13 protein-coding genes and 1 other RNA gene are annotated in these 18586 nt (G+C 53.9%); 4 read left to right on the top strand and 10 right to left on the bottom strand.

What is annotated here, in order from left to right; translation table 11 throughout:
• The 3 genes from ACH2EM_RS05805 to ACH2EM_RS05795 all read right to left on the bottom strand — a co-directional run.
• Positions 1-1766, bottom strand: a 1766-nt coding sequence (locus ACH2EM_RS05805; RefSeq protein WP_395151187.1) for a YgiQ family radical SAM protein, incomplete at its 3' end; no start/stop codon positions are given.
• A gap of 195 nt (positions 1767-1961) precedes the next feature.
• Positions 1962-4628 (bottom strand): DNA translocase FtsK 4TM domain-containing protein, encoded by a 2667-nt coding sequence (locus ACH2EM_RS05800; RefSeq protein ID WP_395151186.1) that lies wholly within the window; start codon positions 4626-4628, stop codon positions 1962-1964.
• A 165-nt stretch (positions 4629-4793) separates the two neighbouring features.
• The gene (locus ACH2EM_RS05795; protein WP_395151188.1) at positions 4794-5459 is read right to left on the bottom strand and encodes a ClpP family protease; all 666 of its coding nucleotides are present in this window, start codon (positions 5457-5459) and stop codon (positions 4794-4796) included.
• Positions 5460-5777: 318 nt separating this feature from the next.
• Between ACH2EM_RS05795 and ACH2EM_RS05790 the strand changes: the two genes are divergently transcribed.
• Complete coding sequence (locus tag ACH2EM_RS05790) at positions 5778-6416, top strand: redox-sensing transcriptional repressor Rex (protein ID WP_395151185.1); 639 nt, start codon at positions 5778-5780, stop codon at positions 6414-6416.
• 22 nt (positions 6417-6438) lie between these two features.
• Entirely contained in the window at positions 6439-7044 is a 606-nt protein-coding gene (locus tag ACH2EM_RS05785) for a thymidine kinase (protein WP_395151184.1), read from the top strand.
• A 124-nt stretch (positions 7045-7168) separates the two neighbouring features.
• Here the strand turns inward: ACH2EM_RS05785 and ACH2EM_RS05780 are convergent, their stop codons facing one another.
• The 4 genes from ACH2EM_RS05780 to ACH2EM_RS05765 form a co-directional block, all read right to left on the bottom strand.
• Positions 7169-7435, bottom strand: a complete 267-nt coding sequence (locus tag ACH2EM_RS05780; RefSeq protein WP_395151183.1) for a TIGR03905 family TSCPD domain-containing protein — start codon at positions 7433-7435, stop codon at positions 7169-7171.
• 106 nt (positions 7436-7541) lie between these two features.
• Positions 7542-8390, bottom strand: a complete 849-nt coding sequence (locus ACH2EM_RS05775; protein ID WP_395151182.1) for a PHP domain-containing protein — start codon at positions 8388-8390, stop codon at positions 7542-7544.
• Positions 8391-8753: 363 nt separating this feature from the next.
• On the bottom strand, positions 8754-8978 hold the full coding sequence (locus tag ACH2EM_RS05770; RefSeq protein ID WP_395151181.1) for a hypothetical protein: 225 nt from the start codon (positions 8976-8978) through the stop codon (positions 8754-8756).
• Between the two features lie 291 nt (positions 8979-9269).
• The gene (locus tag ACH2EM_RS05765; RefSeq protein WP_395151180.1) at positions 9270-11540 is read right to left on the bottom strand and encodes a hydratase; all 2271 of its coding nucleotides are present in this window, start codon (positions 11538-11540) and stop codon (positions 9270-9272) included.
• Between the two features lie 461 nt (positions 11541-12001).
• On the opposite strand from ACH2EM_RS05765, the gene ACH2EM_RS05760 reads away from it, so the two are divergent.
• Complete coding sequence (locus ACH2EM_RS05760; protein ID WP_395151179.1) at positions 12002-14899, top strand: insulinase family protein; 2898 nt, start codon at positions 12002-12004, stop codon at positions 14897-14899.
• A 140-nt stretch (positions 14900-15039) separates the two neighbouring features.
• On the opposite strand, the gene ACH2EM_RS05755 is transcribed toward ACH2EM_RS05760, so the two are convergent.
• Together ACH2EM_RS05755 and ACH2EM_RS05750 are read right to left on the bottom strand one after the other, a co-directional pair.
• Positions 15040-16191, bottom strand: coding sequence for an aminotransferase class V-fold PLP-dependent enzyme (locus tag ACH2EM_RS05755; RefSeq protein WP_395151178.1), 1152 nt, complete (start codon positions 16189-16191; stop codon positions 15040-15042).
• Positions 16192-16197: 6 nt separating this feature from the next.
• On the bottom strand, positions 16198-16974 hold the full coding sequence (locus tag ACH2EM_RS05750) for an acyl-CoA dehydratase activase (RefSeq protein ID WP_395151177.1): 777 nt from the start codon (positions 16972-16974) through the stop codon (positions 16198-16200).
• Between the two features lie 377 nt (positions 16975-17351).
• Between ACH2EM_RS05750 and ACH2EM_RS05745 the strand changes: the two genes are divergently transcribed.
• The gene (locus ACH2EM_RS05745) at positions 17352-18158 is read left to right on the top strand and encodes a heparan-alpha-glucosaminide N-acetyltransferase domain-containing protein (protein ID WP_395151176.1); all 807 of its coding nucleotides are present in this window, start codon (positions 17352-17354) and stop codon (positions 18156-18158) included.
• A 168-nt stretch (positions 18159-18326) separates the two neighbouring features.
• On the opposite strand, the gene ssrA is transcribed toward ACH2EM_RS05745, so the two are convergent.
• Positions 18327-18586: a transfer-messenger RNA gene (ssrA, locus tag ACH2EM_RS05740) on the bottom strand; the annotation flags it as partial.

Here is an 18586-nt window from a genome sequence, read left to right as displayed (position 1 = left end):
ATCAAATCCTCCCGATGGGTTTTGTGCAGCGCCTTCACCACCTTCGCTGCGTTGCGGGGTTCGTAGGACTGAAGCAATGCGCGCTGCAACGCCTTGCCTTCTGGATTCTTTTCCACAAAAACAGGCTTGAGGGTGTAGGGGTCCAGCCCGGTATAGAACATACAGGTGGACACCGTGCCGGGGGTGGGATAGAAGTCCTGCACCTGCTCTGGGCGGATATTATTTTTATACAGATACTCCGCCAAATAAACTGCATCTTCCAGGGTGCTTCCGGGATGGCTGCTCATCAGGTAGGGCACCAGATACTGCTTTTTGCCCACCTGCTTGGTCAGCTCGTAAAAACGCTTGGAAAACTTGTTATAAACCTCTACCGGCGGCTTGCCCATATATTTGAGGGTGTTGGGAGCACAGTGCTCCGGCGCTACCTTGAGCTGGCCGGATACATGATGCTCCACCAGTTCCTTAAAGAAGGTTTCGTCCTTATCCCAGGTAAGGTAATCGTAGCGAATGCCGCTGCGGATGAACACCTTTTTTACACCGGGCAGCTGTCGCAGACGGCGCAGCATGGTCAGGTATTCGGTATGGTCCAGAATTAAATGAGGACAAGGCCCAGGCGCCATGCATTTTTTGCCGCTCTGGCACATACCCTCGGTCATCTGCTTGGCACAGCTGGGCAGCCGGAAATTGGCTGTGGGTCCGCCTACATCATGGATGTAGCACTTAAACCCGGGCTGCTTGGTGAGCAGCTCTCCCTCGGCTACCACACTGTCCACACTACGGCTTGTAACACGGCGCCCCTGGTGCAGAGTAATGGCGCAGAAATTACAGCCGCCATAGCAGCCACGGTTGTGGATGATGGAATATTCCACCTCCTCGATGGCAGGTACACCGCCCAAAGCTTCGTAGCTGGGGTGGTAGGTACGGGTATATGGCAGCGATGCCACCCAGTCCAGCTCCCTGCGGGTGAGGGGCGTTGCAGGAGGATTCTGTACCAGATACCCTTTTTCCTGCTTTTGCACAATAGGCTGGCCGGTGACAGAGTCCTGGTTGTCCATCTGAATGCGGCAAGCCTTCGCATAGGCTACCTTATCTGTGCTCACCTTATGAAAACCGGCACATTCGATGTACTTGGTGGGCAGATGGGCAAAATCGGTGATGTAACAGGTACCTGCCACATCCTGAATCGAGCTTGCAGGCTCCCCTGCTGCCAACCGCCGAGCAATCTCGATGGTTTGATGTTCGCTCATGCCAAAACTCACCAGGTCTGCCCCAGAAGTTTCTACAATGCTGGGCAGGACCGTATCCAGCCAATAATCATAATGGGCAAAACGGCGCAAGCTGGCCTCCAGGCCACCAAGCACCACCGGCAAATCTGGATACGCCTGCTTTGCCAGCTGGGTGTAGACCGTGGCGCTGCGATCCGGCCGCTTTCCGGCCACACCACCAGGGGTATATTCATCCATCTTGCGGCGCACTTTGGCCACAGAGTAGTGGGCCACCATGCTATCCACATTGCCGCCGCCAATAAAAAAGCCATATTTGGGCTTGCCCAGCACCTTCATGCTTTCGCAGGTGGTATAGTCCGGCTGGCTGATGACGCCCACCTTATAGCCCTGAGACTCCAGCACCCGGCCAATGATGGCAGGGCCAAAGCTGGGATGGTCCACATAGGCATCGCCCATCACCAGCACAAAATCCAACTGCTCCCAACCACGCTGACGCATATCCTCCTGGCTGATGGGCAGAAACATTGTTCCTTGCTGCATTATTTCTCTCCTTTTGATTGGCCCAGCTTCAACCGCTGCCGCCGGGCTGACCGCAGAAGCAGCCTTCACCGGCCCTTCTGCTTGCTTGTACAGGGTACAATGCCCCCGAACGGCCCTTTATAGCCTTTCGGGGGCATTCAAATTGTACCAGATAACCGGGGGTACCGTCCACCCTTTTGCGGCACTTTGTTTTAATTACAGCAGCTCATCGGGAACCGGAGCAGGTGCATCGGTACGCATACACCGCTCAATCCATTGCTGGCGGTTAATCAGTACTTCCCGGGGCTTTGCTCCCTGGTATGGGCCAATAACACCCATCTGCTCCATCTCATCCATAATGCGGGCCGCACGGGCATAGCCCAATTTGCACTTGCGCTGCAACAGGCTGGTGGATGCCTGACCAGCTTCAATGACCACTTCCACGGCCTGCTCCAGTGCCGGATCCTTGTTATCCTCTTCGGAACCATCGCTGCCGCTGCCAGCTTTTTCTGGCAGTGCCTTCTTTTCCATCTCGGCAATCATGGCTTCGTCGTATTGGGCACCGCCGCCCTGCTTGATGAAATCCAACACACCGCTGATTTCTTCATCCTTCACATAAGTACCCTGGATTCGCAGGGGCTTGGATGCACCCACCGGCATAAAGAGCATATCGCCCATGCCCAGTAGTTTTTCGGCACCGCCTGCATCCAGAATGGTGCGGCTGTCCACCTGGCTGGATACAGCGAAGGCAATGCGGCTTGGAATGTTGGCTTTAATCAGACCGGTGATAACATCCACGCTGGGGCGCTGGGTTGCCACAATCAGGTGCATGCCTGCCGCACGGGCCTTTTGGGCAATACGGCAGATGTAGTCTTCCACTTCTTTGCCTGCAACCATCATCAAGTCCGCCAGCTCATCGATGATGATGGCAATGTAGGGCATCTTTTCCATGTCCTCCTGCTCGGCAGCCATTCGGTTGTAGCTTTTGATGTCACGCACATTGCGGGCAGCGAATTCGTGGTACCGCCGCTCCATCTCCGCCACCGCACTGCCAAGGGCACCCGCTGCCTTGCGGGGCTCGGTAACCACCGGCATAAGCAGATGGGGAATGCCGTTGTATTCGGCCAGTTCTACCACCTTGGGGTCAATAAGGATAAGTTTTACATCCTCCGGGCTGGCTTTATACAAAAAGCTGATGATGATGCTGTTAACGCAAACGGATTTACCACTGCCTGTGGAACCGGCAATCAGCAGATGGGGCATCTTGCACAGATCCGCTACCTGAGAGTTGCCTGCAATGTCCTTACCCAGTGCCAGCGTCAAGGGTGATGCGCTTCGGGTATAAGCCTGGGATTCAAAAATCCCCCGAATGCCCACCGGGCTGGATTTGCGGTTGGGCACCTCTACGCCCACCGCTGGCTTGCCAGGAATGGGTGCTTCAATACGCACCCCTGCCGCCGCCAGATTGAGGGCGATGTCATCGGCCAGGCCGGTGATACGGCTGATTTTTACACCTGCTTGAGGCTGGAGCTCGTAGCGAGTGACCGAGGGGCCACGGCAGATGTCCAGCACACGGGTTTTAACACCAAAACTATCCAGTGTGCCCACCAAAATCTCCGCATTCTTTTTCATTTCCTCCTCCACACCGGGGTCTTCGGTGTTTACGGATTTTTCAAACAAATCCAGAGGAGGATACTGGTAGGCTGGCGGCTGCTGAAGCTCCTGCGGCTGTTCTGGTTTTGTTTCAGCCGCAGCAGGATTCAGGGGCTGGAGTGCCTCCTGTGCTGCTGTCTGCCCCGGCACCATGGCTTTTTGCACCAAATCATCCAGGTTGTTGTCCAAAGGCACCGGCTCGTCCAGCATAAAGGGCGGCTCGTCCTCTTGCGGCTGTGCATCATGAAAGCTCATTTCCATGGCTACACCCTCCGGCTTGGGGTAAGGCTCAAATCCCAATTCTTCCTGGGCAGACTCCTCCTCAAACAGCTGGGTAGCAAACTCGCTGCTTTCTTCTGCCGGGGGATACATTCCAAAGGTGCCGCCGGGGCCGTAGACCGGCTCCTCCGGCTGGGTAATTTCGGGGTCTGGCCCTAAATCAATGTCCACCTGGGCTGGGCGGCGACGGAACCGGCTGGCAAAGGCTGCGTGAGGATCTTGCCGAACGGGTTCTTCCTCCCATTCCTCCGGCTCATATTCCTGTACGCTGCGCCGGGCAGGCTGACGCACCACCGGCTGGCGGCGGGCCTGCTCTGCTTCCCATTCCTCCCGCTGGATGCGGGCGGCCTCCCGGTCCTGCTGCCAGTCCTGAATATGTCCTTCGGCAGCTTGCCACAAATCACCCGGAGTAATACCGAAGTACCACATAAGCATCGCCACCAAGAACACCAGCAGAAGGATGTTTGCAGCAGGATGACCGCAAAGGGCCAGCAAGGTTCCCCCCACAATACCGCCTATTAGGCCGCCACCCATTAGGGACTGGCCGTTTTCGTACAGTAACACCACTGCACGGCCAAAGCTGATATCCACCAGGTCAATGGTAGAAAAGACCACGGATGTACCGCACAAAATCATCATAAGTAATAGTGATTTTGCAAGCCTGTTCCAGATTGGCCTGCCAAGTGCCACCAACACGGCCAGATGCAGCATGAGCGGCCCCAGCAGATACATACTGAACCCAAACACGCCAAACAAAACACTGCGCAGCCAAGCCCATGCGGACTGGCCCTCTACAAAGCCCATTGTTATAAACACAGCTCCCAAGCCAAACAGCAGAATACTCCAGCTTTGGGCTAAATCCGGCTGAGGGCGCTTGCTGCGCCCTGCTGCCGATTTGCCGCTGCGGCTGGAACTGCCGGAACGGGCTGTGGTTTTCTTTTTTTGTGCCATAGCTAACCTACCCTTACTAACAAATTTACACAGAAAGGCGGGGCCAGCCTCCAGGTGAGGCCAGCCAGCTGCCCGAATGGATGGAACAGGGTGCAACTCCATCTCATACCGGAATTGCACCCATATGTTGTTCTATTATAGCACAAAACCAATGGTTGTAAAAGTCTATTCCTGCAGAGCCGGGGGCTGCTGGGCTTCGATTTCCCGGTACAGATACTCCAAAGCATCCGCCAAGCCGCCCAGCTGGTCAATAAGGCCCTCCTCCACGGCCCGTGGGCCTTCCAGCACCGTGCCCACATCCATTACCAGCTCGCCGGTGTGCATCATCAGCTCCACAAAGCGTTCCTTGGAAATTTTGGAATGACTTTCAACAAAACCGGCAATTCGCTCCTGCATCTGCTCAAAATAACGCATGGTCTGGGGAACACCCAGTACCAAGCCGGAGTGACGCACCGGGTGGATGGTCATGGTGGCAGTTGGCACAATAAAGCTTCGCTGAGCACTTACCGCCAGAGGAATACCGATGGAATGCCCGCCCCCCAGCACCAGCGTGGCACTGGGTTTGCCCACACCACTGATAAGTTCTGCCAGTGCCAGACCAGCTTCCACATCCCCGCCCACTGTGTTGAGAATCACCAGCAGCCCCTGGATGGCCGGATCCTCCTGAATGGCTACCAGTTGGGGAATGACATGCTCGTATTTGGTTACCTTTTGCCCCTGCCCGGCTTCCACATGGCCTTCGATAAGGCCCACCACCGTGAGGCAATGGATTGAGTGCTGCCCCTTTGTTTTGATAATCGAGCCGGTTTGCATCATGTAATCCTGCTCCATTTTTTCCTGCTCTATCTGGGCATCGGTGGGCTGCGGCTGATTTTGTGCCATAAACTTCCTCTCCTTTACTGCTTTTTTAACAGTTTGCCCTCCAGAAGCCTGGCTATGCACCAAAATTTCGGCTATTCTCTATTTGACAAATACAACAGATTTCCGCTATTATAAATATGAAAAAGCAATTTCAAACCGGGTGCCTTCCTCATTTGTGCCTTGGCTGTTCGGCCAGGCTGGATGTTTTGAAGTTTTTCCCGCTTGTTAGAGGCTGGGCTAATAGGGTCCGGCTCGTTTTACTTTCAACTCGGAGATGGTGATTTAACTATGAACAACGCACAGGGCAAAGTTTCTCTACCCGTAATCAAACGACTTCCCAAGTACTACCGTTACATTCGCCAGATGCAGCTGAACGGTGTAACCAAGGTTTCTTCCAGTGAGCTGGCCCGCATGATGGGCACCACTGCCAGCCAGGTACGCCAGGATTTCAACTGCTTTGGCGGGTTTGGCCAGCAGGGCATTGGCTACAATGTGGATGTTCTTATGCATGAGATTGGCCGGCTGCTGTTTGGCGATGGCGAAAAGCTGCCCACCATTTTAATTGGCGCAGGCCGTTTGGGCACCGCTGTTTCCCGCTTTCTGACCACAGACACCAACGGTTATCATCTGCTGGCTGTATTTGACTGCCAGCAGGAACTGGTGGGCAAAAATCTGGACGGCATTCCCATCCACCATATCAATGAGCTGGAGGAGTTCTGCCGCCAGCATCAGCCGGTGGTGGCTGTGCTTTGTCTGCCTCGGGAAGGCGCAAAAGAGGTTTCTGGCCGGTTGGTGGAGCTGGGCATCAAGGGCTTTTGGAACTTCAGCCACTACGATCTGTCTATCCCCTATCCGGATGTTACCGTGGAAAATGCCCACCTGGGTGACAGCCTGATGAGCCTGGGCTACCGCCTGCGCAACACCTGATTGCTCCCAGAGGATTTCGCCCATGGCTAAATTGTATTTTCGATACGGTGCAATGAACAGCGGCAAAAGCACCGCCCTGATGCAGGTTGCCCATAACTACGAGGAACGGGGCATGCAGGTGTTGGTTATTAAACCCAGTGTGGATACCAAAGGCGGCGATAAATTGGTAAGCCGCCTGGGCGTAACCCGCATGGTGGATATTGTGGCCACCCCTACCCTGGATTTGTTTGAAATGGTGCAGGAACTTATCACCCGCACTGCGGCTCCGGCCTGTATTCTCACCGATGAAAGCCAGTTTTTTACCCCTGTCCAGGTGGAACAGCTGCTGGCAATTACCGTAGAGCTGAATATCCCTGTCATTGCCTATGGCCTTCGTACCGACTTTTTGCTTCAGGGTTTTCCCGGTTCTACCCGCCTGCTGGAGCTGGCCCACGCCATTGAGGAGATGAAAACCATCTGCACCTGTGGCCGTAAAGCCACCTTTAACGGGCGTAAAATCAACGGGGAATTTGTGTTTGAAGGAGCCCAGGTGGTGATTGACGAAGGCAAACACAGCGTGGAATACCAAAGCCTTTGTCCCCAGTGCTACTTCGCTGCCCGCAAGGCCTTTTTGCAGCGGCAGACATAGGCTTGATGAACAGCTTGCAATGCACCTAACTGCATAGTAAACAACAACACCCCGATGCAATGCATCGGGGTGTTTGATTTTACAAGTATGGCTCACCTCAACAAAGGATGGCCCTTGCCCTGCATTACTGCTTTTGCTCCTTCTGAGCCAGAGCTTCCTTCAGAGCATTGGCAATCTGGTCGGGGCAGGAGGTGGAACGAGGGCCGCAGGTGCCGCCTTCCATACGGCGGATAGCCTCCTCGGCAGGCATACCCTGCAACAGCTTGCAGATGCCTTTCAGATTGCCGTCGCAGCCGCCTACGACGGTGACCTCCTGAATAATGCCGCTCTCACTAAGGGTCACGGTGGTGCTGCGAGAGCACACTCCTTTGTTTTGATAGGTGTAAGTCATGGTTGTATCTCCTTGCTAATTCCTGACATCGAAGCCGATGTGCAAATATTCCATCGCCCTTTGCTGTATACTCTTTTAAAAACGAGCATAGCCGGGCGTTATGGCATTAACATCCCTTGCGTTTTTGTGCAAGAGCTTCCAGACAAAGAATCTCCTGGCTGGCCGTGGTACACATTCCCAAAGGCCGTGGCCTGCCAGTGTTTTGGCCGTGAAAATCACTGCCTCCGGTTACAATCAAATCATACTCTTTTGCAAGCTTATAAAGCTGCTCTTTATCCTGCGGGGTATTGCGGGGATGCTCGATTTCAACTCCATCAATTTTGCCCGCCTTCACCAGTTCGGTTACCAGCTCCATGCTGTCATACACACTAGGGTGCGCAAACACCACCACACCTCTGGCCTTGCGAGCTACCTCTAACACCTGTTCTACCGTTTGGTAAGGCGGGTCATGCAGTATCTTACCGCCGGGAGTGCCGAACAACTCCTGGTAGGTTTGTTTATAAATGCCATCTGCCAGGCCGTACTGCACCAGCAGCTGCATTACGGTAGACTTGTACAGCACACCGCTGTCCGCCAGATAAGGGCGCAGGTCTTCCGCTTTAAATTGGGGCAGCATTGCTTCCAACTGCTGCACACTTTTGTTCACCGCTTCGTTTCGGCGGCGTCCCATAAGGGTGCAATGCTCCCGCAAATCGGGAGAGTTCATGTCCGGCCAGTAACAGAGCAGGTGTACCCGGCGCTGCCGCTGAAAATCAAAGGCAGTCAGCTCGGTGGCTGGAATCAGGCGAACACCTTCTCTGAGAATGTTGTCGTAGCCAAACTTTACCGACTCCATGGAGTCGTGATCCGAGACAGCCAGATGGCTCAAACCAGCGCGGGCTGCCAGCAGCGGCAGCACAGCTGCCTGAAGCGAACCGTCCGAAAATGTGGTATGGGTGTGCAAATCTCCTGCCACAAGCACTGCCCCCCTTCTGCCTTGTAAGTTTCTGAAATACAGTTTGCGTAAAAAACGAAGCAACGCAGCTATTCGGCATCAACACGCATCAATGCCCAAACAACTTCCTTATGCTTATAAGGCTTATTATATCACATTTTTTGCACTGCGCAATGCACTGGCAGTGATTTTTGGGGAATTTTGTCCTTTTTAGGGTCTGTCTGCGGTGTTCCTGTGGCCTGTGAAAACAAGTAAATCGTTTGCATAATAAAAACAAAACGGCTAACTGGGCCGCAAAACTCAGTTAGCCGTTTTTTATATTGGTAATTTTTAGCGCCCCCGCACACAATTCAGACCCACAGGCTCAGGGGAGCTTAGGATGATTCAATCCTCCATATAAAGCTGCTGCACCATGTCCTCCAGCAAATCCAGCTGGTGCACCGCTTCCACCTGGGGGCTGTTCAGCAACTGGGCCATCTGGCACACCTGCTGCCGATGAGGACTAATGGCAGAAAACTGCATTCCACAGTGGGTACTAAGGCCATACATCATTACCTCCTGCCCTGCTGTATCCAGCATAATTTCCTGCGTCACCTGAAATGTCATCAAAAAAATCCTTCCTCTCTTTTAGTACCAGCAGGCAATTTCGCCCTATTGCTTGTTGCTGCCCCTACTTTGCACGATGTTCATCCTGGAACCAGTATACCTTTTTAGCCTTGACAGGTCTTGTCGAATTTTTTGTTCAAATTCCATTTTATGGAAATTTCAGCCAACCTTGACTTTCGTCTGTTTGGTTCAATCTGTTTTAGCACCCTATATTTACCATTTTAAATTGTAAAAAAGCTGCGCTCTTTTGTGCCAAAGAACCAAGCCAAAAGAGCGCAGCAATGCCGCTAACCTTTAGTGTTGCTTGTAGTAGTTAATCAGGCAGCCATCCAGCAGAATCTGCCGCTCTGCCTGAGTAAGAGGAGCCATGTGCAATACAAAGGGCAGAACGCTGCCCTCTTTTACCACATAGGCAGGGATTTGATTTAAATCGCCTTCCAGCGCCTTGCGAATCTGAGGAACCAGAATGGTGTCTCCCAGGGCAAAGGGTACGGGACCATCCAGCTGGAAGGGCAGCATGCCCCAGTTAATCAGATTGGAGCGGTACCGCTTGGTAGCATACTCCTGCACGATATTGGCGCCTGCCCCCAGAACACGCTGGCAGCTGGCCGCCTGCTCCCGTGCGGAACCATCACCGGGCTTTACTGCATAAATTGTGGATGCAATACCCACCTGCTGCCAGGTAAGTTCTTCGCAGCCCGGAACCTGCCGAAGCTGCTCCAGCAGCCGGTCATCGGCCTGGCCTTTGGCACGGGCCTGCTCCTTGGCCTGTACTGCTTTGGCCCGGCCCACATAGGCGGGGTCTTTACGGCTGAGGGTAAACTCTGCCAAGCCCAGCGGGTTGGAACGGTAGGAGCTGGTTTCGCCGCTGGGAATCAGTTCATCGGTAGTGGTTACAGGGTCGGTAATAAAGCTGGCAACCTCCAGCACCAGGTTCTCCGGCAGAGGCTGGATTTCAGGCCAGTCCTTGATGTTGGGACCCAGGCGCAGTGCCTCCTGGCTATCGCCCTTGCCGTAACCGGCGTACACACGGCTGCGGTAGCTGGAATCATCAAAGCTGTACTCCGGAATATGGGGAGTATACTCAATGTCCGTTGCAGGGGTCAGAATGCCGCCGTTACGGGTGGTAGCTGCAATAGAGCGGGCATCCATCAGGGCCACTCCTGCAATCTGGCCGCTGCCCGGCTTGGAACCTTCCCGGCTGGGGAAGTTACGGGTGGTGTGACGGATGCTCAGCGAACCATTGGCCGGCACATCACCTGCACCGAAGCAGGGACCACAGAAAGCAGTGCGGATGGTAGCACCACTGGCCATAAGGGTGGTGAGTGCACCGTTGCGGGTGAGGGCCATCATGGTGGGCTGGCTGCTGGGGTAAACGCTGAGGGCATACTCCCCGTTGCCGCCGGTGTGGCCTTCCAAAATCTGTGCAGCTTCGCAGATGTTAGAGTACATACCGCCGGCACAGCCTGCAATAACGCCCTGGTCTACCCGAAGTTTGCCGTTTTCGATTTTGCTTACCAAATCCAGCGTTACCTTGCCATCCAGCAGGGCTTTGCAATCCTGCTCGGTCTTGTGCAGGATGTCCTCCAGATTTTCGTTCAATTCCTGAATGGTGTACACATTGGAGGGGTGCATGGGCAGGGCAATCATGGGCCGAATCTGCGACAAATCCACCTCCACCAGGCCATCATAGTAAGCCAGAGATGCAGGAGCCAGGAGCTTGTAGTCCTGCACACGGCCATGAATGGCCAGGTACTCCTTGGTGATTTCGTCGGTACACCAGATGCTGGAAAGGCAGGTGGTTTCGGTGGTCATTACATCAATGCCACTGCGGTACTCCAGCGGCAGGTTTGCGATGCCGGGGCCCACAAACTCCATGACCTTATTTTTCACATACCCATTCTTGAACACCGCACCGATGATGGCAAGCGCCACATCCTGAGGGCCAACGCCGGGCACAGGTGCCCCGGTCAGAGATACTGCCACCACACCCGGACAGGCCACATCGTAGGTTCGACCCAGCAGCTGTTTTGCCAGCTCGCCGCCGCCTTCACCAATGGCCATAGTTCCCAAAGCGCCGTAACGGGTATGACTGTCGGAGCCCAAAATCATTTTACCGCAGCCTGCATACATCTCACGCATATACTGGTGGATGACAGCCAGGTGCGGCGGTACAAAAATACCGCCATACTTTTTGGCCGCAGAAAGACCAAACAGATGGTCGTCCTCGTTGATGGTGCCGCCCACTGCACACAGACTGTTATGGCAGTTGGTAAGCACATAGGGCACCGGAAATTTTTCCAGACCGGAAGCCCGGGCTGTTTGGACAATGCCTACAAAGGTAATGTCATGGCTGGCCATGGCATCAAATTTCAGCTGGAGCGCCTGAGCATCTGCACTTTGGTTATGCGCCTGCAAAATCCCCCATGCAATGGTGCCGGTGTGCGCCTGCTGTTGCTGCTGCTCGTTAAAGCCCATTGCGCTGAGCTTGGCGGCTGCCTGCTCGTTTGCATGAATCCACTGGCCATTGGCGTAGTACACGCCGCCGGTGCTGCATCTTACCATCTGTAAAAAACCTCCTTCAAAGGCTTGCAGCCTCTCACCAGCTATTGCTGTGGAGCTGCAAGGATTGTTGGCTGCGCAGTGCACTTTGGCTTGCTAAATTGCTGCGCTGTTTGCATTATAGCACAAAATTTGCCCGTTAGGAACTGTGTAGCCTGTGTTTTTTTAAGTCTCACCTCTTTTTTATTCTTTACTGTGCTTATTGATCCAATGGCTTTTGTTCCCGCTTACCCAAACATCCGATCGTTTCCCCTTTAAAACCTGTGTTCGAAAGCCCCTTTTGTTGCCAATCCCCCCGACTTTTATTTTTTGCCGTTTTTCTCTTTTTTGTTTTATTTTTCAAATTTTACTTTGCGCGGCAGCACAAAACTTGTTATAGTAAGAGATATACCAACTGCTTAATTCCTTTAAGCTGAATGGTTTCTCTATTCCTTGCCATCATTTACAACAAAGGAGTTTTTGAGATGAATTTAAATCAAAACATTCATGGATTTGTTGTTCGCCGCAAGCAGCCCTTGCCGGAGCTGGAGGCCACTCTTTGGGAGATGGATCACCCTGGCAGCGGCGCCCGCCTGGTGTGGCTGGACCGGGCCGAAGAAAACAAGACCTTTGGCATTGCATTCCAAACTCAGCCCTGGGATGACACAGGCATTTTTCATATTTTGGAGCACTCGGTGCTGTGCGGCTCCCGCCGGTATCCAGTGAAGGAGCCCTTTGTGGAGCTATTAAAAAGCTCCATGAATACTTTTTTGAATGCGATTACCTTCCCGGATAAGACCTTTTATCCTGTTTCCAGCCGTAACCACCAGGATTTATTAAACCTGATGCGCATTTATATGGACGCTGTACTCCATCCCCTGCTGCACACAAAGCCGGAAATCTTTTACCAGGAGGGTTGGCACTACGAGGTAAGCCCGGAGGGCACTCTCAGCCGCAAGGGTGTTGTGTACAACGAGATGAAGGGTGCTTTCTCCTCACCGGACCGTCTGCTGCATTCCGCCATTCAGCGGGGTTTGTTCCCGGACACCTGCTATCGCTGGGTATCTGGCGGCCATCCAGATGCTATTCCCCACCTGACCTATCAGGAATTTGCTGCTGCCCACAAGCGGCTGTATCACCCATCCAACAGCTACCTGTTTTTGGATGGCGCCGTGCATCTGGAGGAAATTCTGGCCATTTTGGACCAGGAATTCCTCAGCGAATACCAGCCCATCCAGCCCCCAGCCCCCATTGCCATGCAAAAGCCGGTATCCGGCGGCTGCCAGACGCTGCCCTATGAGCTGAGCGCTCAGGAAGCTCTGGAGGGGCGCACCCGCCTGGGCGAGGGCTATGTAGCCTGCACCTTTGCAGACCGGGCAGACTTGATTGCCCTTACCGTGCTGGCAGATACCCTGTGTGGAGACAACCAGGCCCCCCTCAAACACAGCTTGCTGTCTGCTGGGTTAGCCAAGGATGTTGAGTTGAGCTTGCAGGACGGCATCCAGCAGCCCTGGATGCTGCTGGACATTAAGGATGTACACCAAGACCAGCAGCAGGCAGCTTTGGATGCGGCCCATAAGGCATTAAGAGATACCGCTGAACAGGGCCTGGATCAGGAGCGCATCCTCGCCTGCCTGGATAATCTGGAATTCCAGCTCCGTCAGCGGGATTACGGCAGCTATCCCCAGGGCATTGTGTTCGGTTTTCAGGTTCTGGAAAGCTGGCTGTACGGAGGCCAGCCGGAACTGCACCTGCTGGTGGGCGATATTTTTGAGCAGCTGCGTAAAAAATGCCGGGACGGTTATTTTGAACAGCTGATCCGCCGGGTCTTTTTGGAGCAGCCTCACAGCTACAAGGTTATTCTGGAGCCTTGCCATGGTTTAGGCCAGCAGCAGGCTCACCAGGAAGCCCAGGCTTTGCAAACGCTGTACCAGGGCTGGAGCACCGAACAAAAGCAGCAAGCTGAAACCTTGCAGAACCAAATCAACCTGTGGCAGAACACCCCGGATAACCCGGAGGATTTGGCCACCATTCCCCTGCTGAAGCTGGAGGAAATCGCCAGCCAGCCGCAGCAGCTGCCCACCGACTTGCTGGATTGCGAGGGTTTGCCGGTACTGTTCCACCAGCAAACCACCGGGGGCATTGCCCACCTGAACCTTTACTTTGCGGCGGATGACCTGACCGCTGCCGAGCTGCACGCCGCTTCGCTGCTGTGCGAGCTGGTCACCTGCCTGGATTTGGCCGATTGCCCGGTACCGGAACTGCAAAAGCGCATCCGTGCACAGCTGGGCTCTCTGAGGTGGGGCATCGAGCCCTACGGCCTGGCAAATCAGCCTGAGCGGTGCCGCACCTTCCTGTGCGTCTCTCTCAGCGTGCTGGAGGAAAAACTCCCCAAAGCTCTGGAACTGATGCAGCAGGTTATGCAGACCACCCAGTGGAATGACCCGGACAAAATCCGCGAGCTTGTATTCCAAAATCGCTCTGTACGGTTCCAGCAGCTGGCCATGAACGGCCACCGCTCTGCCCTCGACCGGGCCGCCAGCTCCTTTTCCGCAGAAAGCCTTGTGCGGGAACAGGCCGATGGTATCACTTACTACCAGTGGCTGAAGGCACTGACCGACGACTTTGACAGCCAGATTGCAGCTGTCATCCAGCAGATGGAACAGCTGGCAAGCCGCCTGTTTACCATTGGCCGTTTGACCCTGAGCGTTACCACCCACCAGAAGGACACTGCCCTGACAGCGGTAGCTCTGCTGCAAAAGCTGCTGCCCCAGGGCATCCACTGCCGCAGCCTGCCCCAGACCATTCATCCCATTGGCAAAGCCCTGCGGGAGGGTGTTGTAGTGCCCTCGGATGTGGCTTTTGCTGCTATGAGCGGTCCCTTTGCTCCTGCCCTGGAGGGACAGGCCCGGGTTATGGGCAACGCTGTTTCGCTGGCATACCTGTGGAATGCTGTGCGGGTACAGGGCGGTGCTTACGGCGCAGGTATGATGCTGCGCAACAATGGCATGGCAGGATTTTACTCCTACCGGGACCCCAGCGCTTTGCGCACTCTGGATTGTTACCGGCAGGCACCTGCTTTTGTGGAACAACTGGCACAGGCGGATGTAACCGGTTATATGATTGGCACAGTGGGAGACACCGATCCCCTGCTTACCCCCCGCATGAAGGGCAAAAATGCCGATGTGTTCCATTGGTGTGGGATAGACTGGCAGCAGCAATGCCAGATGCGCCAGCAGATTTTGGACACCGAGCCCAGCCAGCTGGCAAACCTGAAAACCGCAGTGGACAAACTTGTGGCGCAAGCCTCGGTTTGTGTGGTTGGTTCCCGTCAGCAGGTAGAGGAATGCGCCTCTCAGCTGGATTCCATCCTGGAACTATAAGTGCCCGCTGCATCTGCAAATTTATCTCCTTATAATTAAAAACCAGCCCCGCTTGTTTAACAGCAAGCAGGGCTGGTTTTTTATTAGGGTGCAGAAAGAGGCTATTTTCTGCACCAGATTTTTTATGATTGGCCTTAGGCTTATGGCGAAGGGCCCTCCGCCGCAAGGCAGGCAACGGCCTGGATGGCTTGTTCTATCTCCTGCATGGTATTAAACCAGGAAAAACTAAAGCGTACTGCCCCCTGCTGGGTGGTGCCCAATGCCTGGTGCAGCCGGGGGGCACAGTGAGCACCCGGCCGGGTAGCAATGCCATAGGTTTGCTCCAGTTCATCGGATACCAAGCCGGAATCATAATCCCACAGGTTCAGGCTTACAATCGCCGCACGGTTTTGCTGGGTAAAATCACCGTACACGGTTACCCCTGGCAGGGCAGAAACCCCCTGATAAAACCGCTCCATCAGCTGCCGTTCATACTGCCGGATGGTTTGCTGGCCGGTTTGCTGGATATAATCCAGAGCAGCGGAAAGACCAGCGATGCCGTGGCTGTTCAGGGTGCCTGCCTCCAGCCGGGTGGGGTAAGCGGCAGGCTGGGTAGTTTCGTAGGAATGGATGCCTGAACCGCCATACTTCCAGGGCTTTATCTCCACACCAGGCCGGATGCACAGGCCGCCTGTCCCCTGGGGTGCCAGCAAACCTTTGTGGCCAGTAAAACACACCACATCCAGCCCCATTTCCTCCATGTGAATGGGATGTACCCCAGCAGTTTGGGAGGCATCCACCACCAGCAGCAAGTTATGGGTACGGGCAATCCGCCCCAGGCGGTGCAAATCCATCAGGTCCCCTGTTAAATTAGAGGCATGGGTGCAGACAATGGCCTTTGTGTTGGGTTTCAGTAAGGCTTCAAATTGTGCATAATCCAATCGGCCCTGGCTGTCTGCCTGTACAAAACTCAATTCCACCCCATGGGCTGCTTGCAGCTGGTAAAGAGGCCGCAATACCGAGTTATGCTCCCAATCGGTGGTAATCACATGGTCCCCCGGTGCAAACAAGCCGAACAGTGCAATGTTCAGCGCTTCGGTTGAATTGGCCGTAAAAATCACATGGTCTGGCCGAGGACATCCCATTAGGCGGGCAATCTTCATTCTTGCATCGTATACCACCCGGGAAGCCCCCAGCGATGTGCCATGAGCGCCCCGGGCTGCGTTGCCCATGGTTTGCATGGCCTGCACCACTGCATCAACTACCACTTGGGGTTTTTGCAGTGTGGTTGCTGCGTTGTCCAGATAAATCATGAAGGCTCAAACTCCTTTCAGGCTATGTGCTACCAGCGCTGCACCAATCGCCCCCGCATACCGCCCATCCGAGCTTGCTTCCACTGCACAGCCCAGTGTTTGGGCCAGGCTTTGGCGCAGGTACTCAAATTGGCACAGTCCGCCCGTCATGCAAACGATACCGCCGGGCTGCTGCAATTTTTTTGCTTGTGCGCCTACCTTCTGCACAATGGAGTGAACAACGCCGTAGGCAATGTTTTCCCGCTGCTCCCCTTTGCCAATCAGACTGATAACCTCCGAAACAGCAAAAACGGTACACAGGGAACTAATGGTTACGCCGCTGCCTTGAGCCGCCAGTTCGCACAGTTCCTGGGGGCGCAAGCCTAAAGTATTGGCCATTACCTCCAAAAACCGGCCGGTCCCTGCGGAGCACTTATCGTTCATTAAAAAATCCGTTACGCTGCCTTGGGCCACCGTTATGATTTTTGTATCCTGGCCACCAATATCCACAATGGTTAGATCCTGCATTCCGTGGAGATAGCAGGCTCCCTTGGCATGGCAGGTAATCTCGGTGACGGATTTATTGGCAAACGGAACCGCTACCCGCCCATACCCGGTGGCCACCACCGCAGCCTGATTCAGCGCAAAGCTCTCCTGCTCCAGCGTTGTGCGAATGGCTTGTGCAGTGTCCACACTGCTCCACCCGGTGGGTTGTATCAGACGGTGAAGAATCTTGTTTTGTTCATCCATCACAATGGTTTTTGCGCAGGTAGAACCAATGTCAATGCCAATGTTGTACTTCATGGGCCACTCTCCCCTGTTGCTTCAATGGTATTTCTTTCTCAATTATCATACCATACTTAGCCGCAAACAAAAATTCAGGGAACCGATGAATCAGGTGTTTTTATCGGTTTTTTCGATAAATTGCAAGATTTCCTCTTAAATCAAGCCGGTGCTCTTTGTCTGTAAATCCGCTTGGTACAAGGTTTTTTCGTAACTTTTCTCAAACCAAGGCAGCCCTTTTGTTAAATCGACCATTTTATGCCTTTTGTTTTGTGGATTCTGTCAGTTCAAAATTTTGCAGGCTCATCCAGGTGTTTTATGCTTCTCTCCATCCTGCTTTTCTGGTACAATTTCACCTGTACTCTCGCCCGCTTGTTCAGCACTCTTGAAGGAGGAATATGGATTTGACGCACAATCGCTTACACCGGCTGGATGCCCTGCGGGGACTGGCTTTAATCAATATGATTGCATACCATTGTATGTGGGACCTGGTCTATCTGTTTGGGCTGGATGCTCCCTGGTACCGTTCTGCCGGCGCTCATGTATGGCAACAGGCCATCTGCTGCACTTTTATTGTTCTTTCGGGATTTTGCCAGCCTATGGGCCGTCGTTCGTTCAAGCGGGGTGCAGTGGTGTTTGGGGCTGGCGGGCTGCTGTCCTTGGTTACGCTGGCTGTTATGCCAAGCAACCGGGTAATTTTTGGCGTACTTACCTTCCTTGGCTCTGCCATGCTTTTGTTTACCCTTTTGGATCAATTGCTCCGGCGCTGTCCCGCCTCTGTGGGGTTGGCTATGTGTCTGGGGATGTTTTTGTTTACCCGGCAAATCAGCAGCGGCGTTTTGGGCTTTGGTCCGTTGGTCTTGTTGCAGCTACCCTCAACATTGTATCAAAACTGGTTCACCACCTATCTTGGTCTGCCCATGGCAAACTTTTTCTCCACCGATTACTTCCCCCTTATTCCCTGGGTGTTTTTGTTTGGCGCCGGGTATTATTTGAATTCTATATGCCAGCAGCATAGCTGGATGAGGTATTTGCGTGCCAGCACCTGCCCTGCTCTTGAATGGATTGGGCGCCATTCGCTTGTGATTTACCTGCTTCACCAACCGGTGGTGTATGGGGTTTTATCTGCTGTTTCCTTTATAAAGCAACTGTCTTGTCTGCCTTGTGTAAATTTTATATATGTTGCAGTGATACCCAACAAATGACAAGATGGTTATTCAGTTCAATTTGACCCGTGACGACCAAGATCCCGACGGTGGAAACAAAAAACGCACCACGCTGGAAAGCGTAGTGCGTAGTCTACTGGGCAGCGACCTGGACGGCGGAAACCTTGATAAATCAAGGCTTCCCGCCGGGTTCGACTGCGTTTCATTTGGTGGAGATGGCGGGAATCGAACCCGCGTCCGAAAAGAAGTCCACCAGAGTATCTCCGGGTGCAGTTTGTCTACAACATTCCCTTTGTGTCAGGCCGGCAAACAGGCCGACACATTGGTAGCTTCATAGATGCATGGCCGCCCGCAAAGCTTAAGGCTGCTCACGTTCAGTACCTAATCGATGCCCTGGCCCTGTTCGGTACTAAGACAGGCAGGACAGCCGCCTATAATTAGGCAGCGACAGCTAATTTATTGTTGTT

The organism is uncultured Allofournierella sp. (assembly GCA_944382705.1).
In the GTDB taxonomy this organism is placed as follows: Bacteria; Bacillota; Clostridia; order Oscillospirales; family Ruminococcaceae; genus Allofournierella.
The sequence above is the reverse complement of the archived record's forward strand: the minus strand, read 5'-3'. Positions and strand labels throughout refer to the sequence as shown.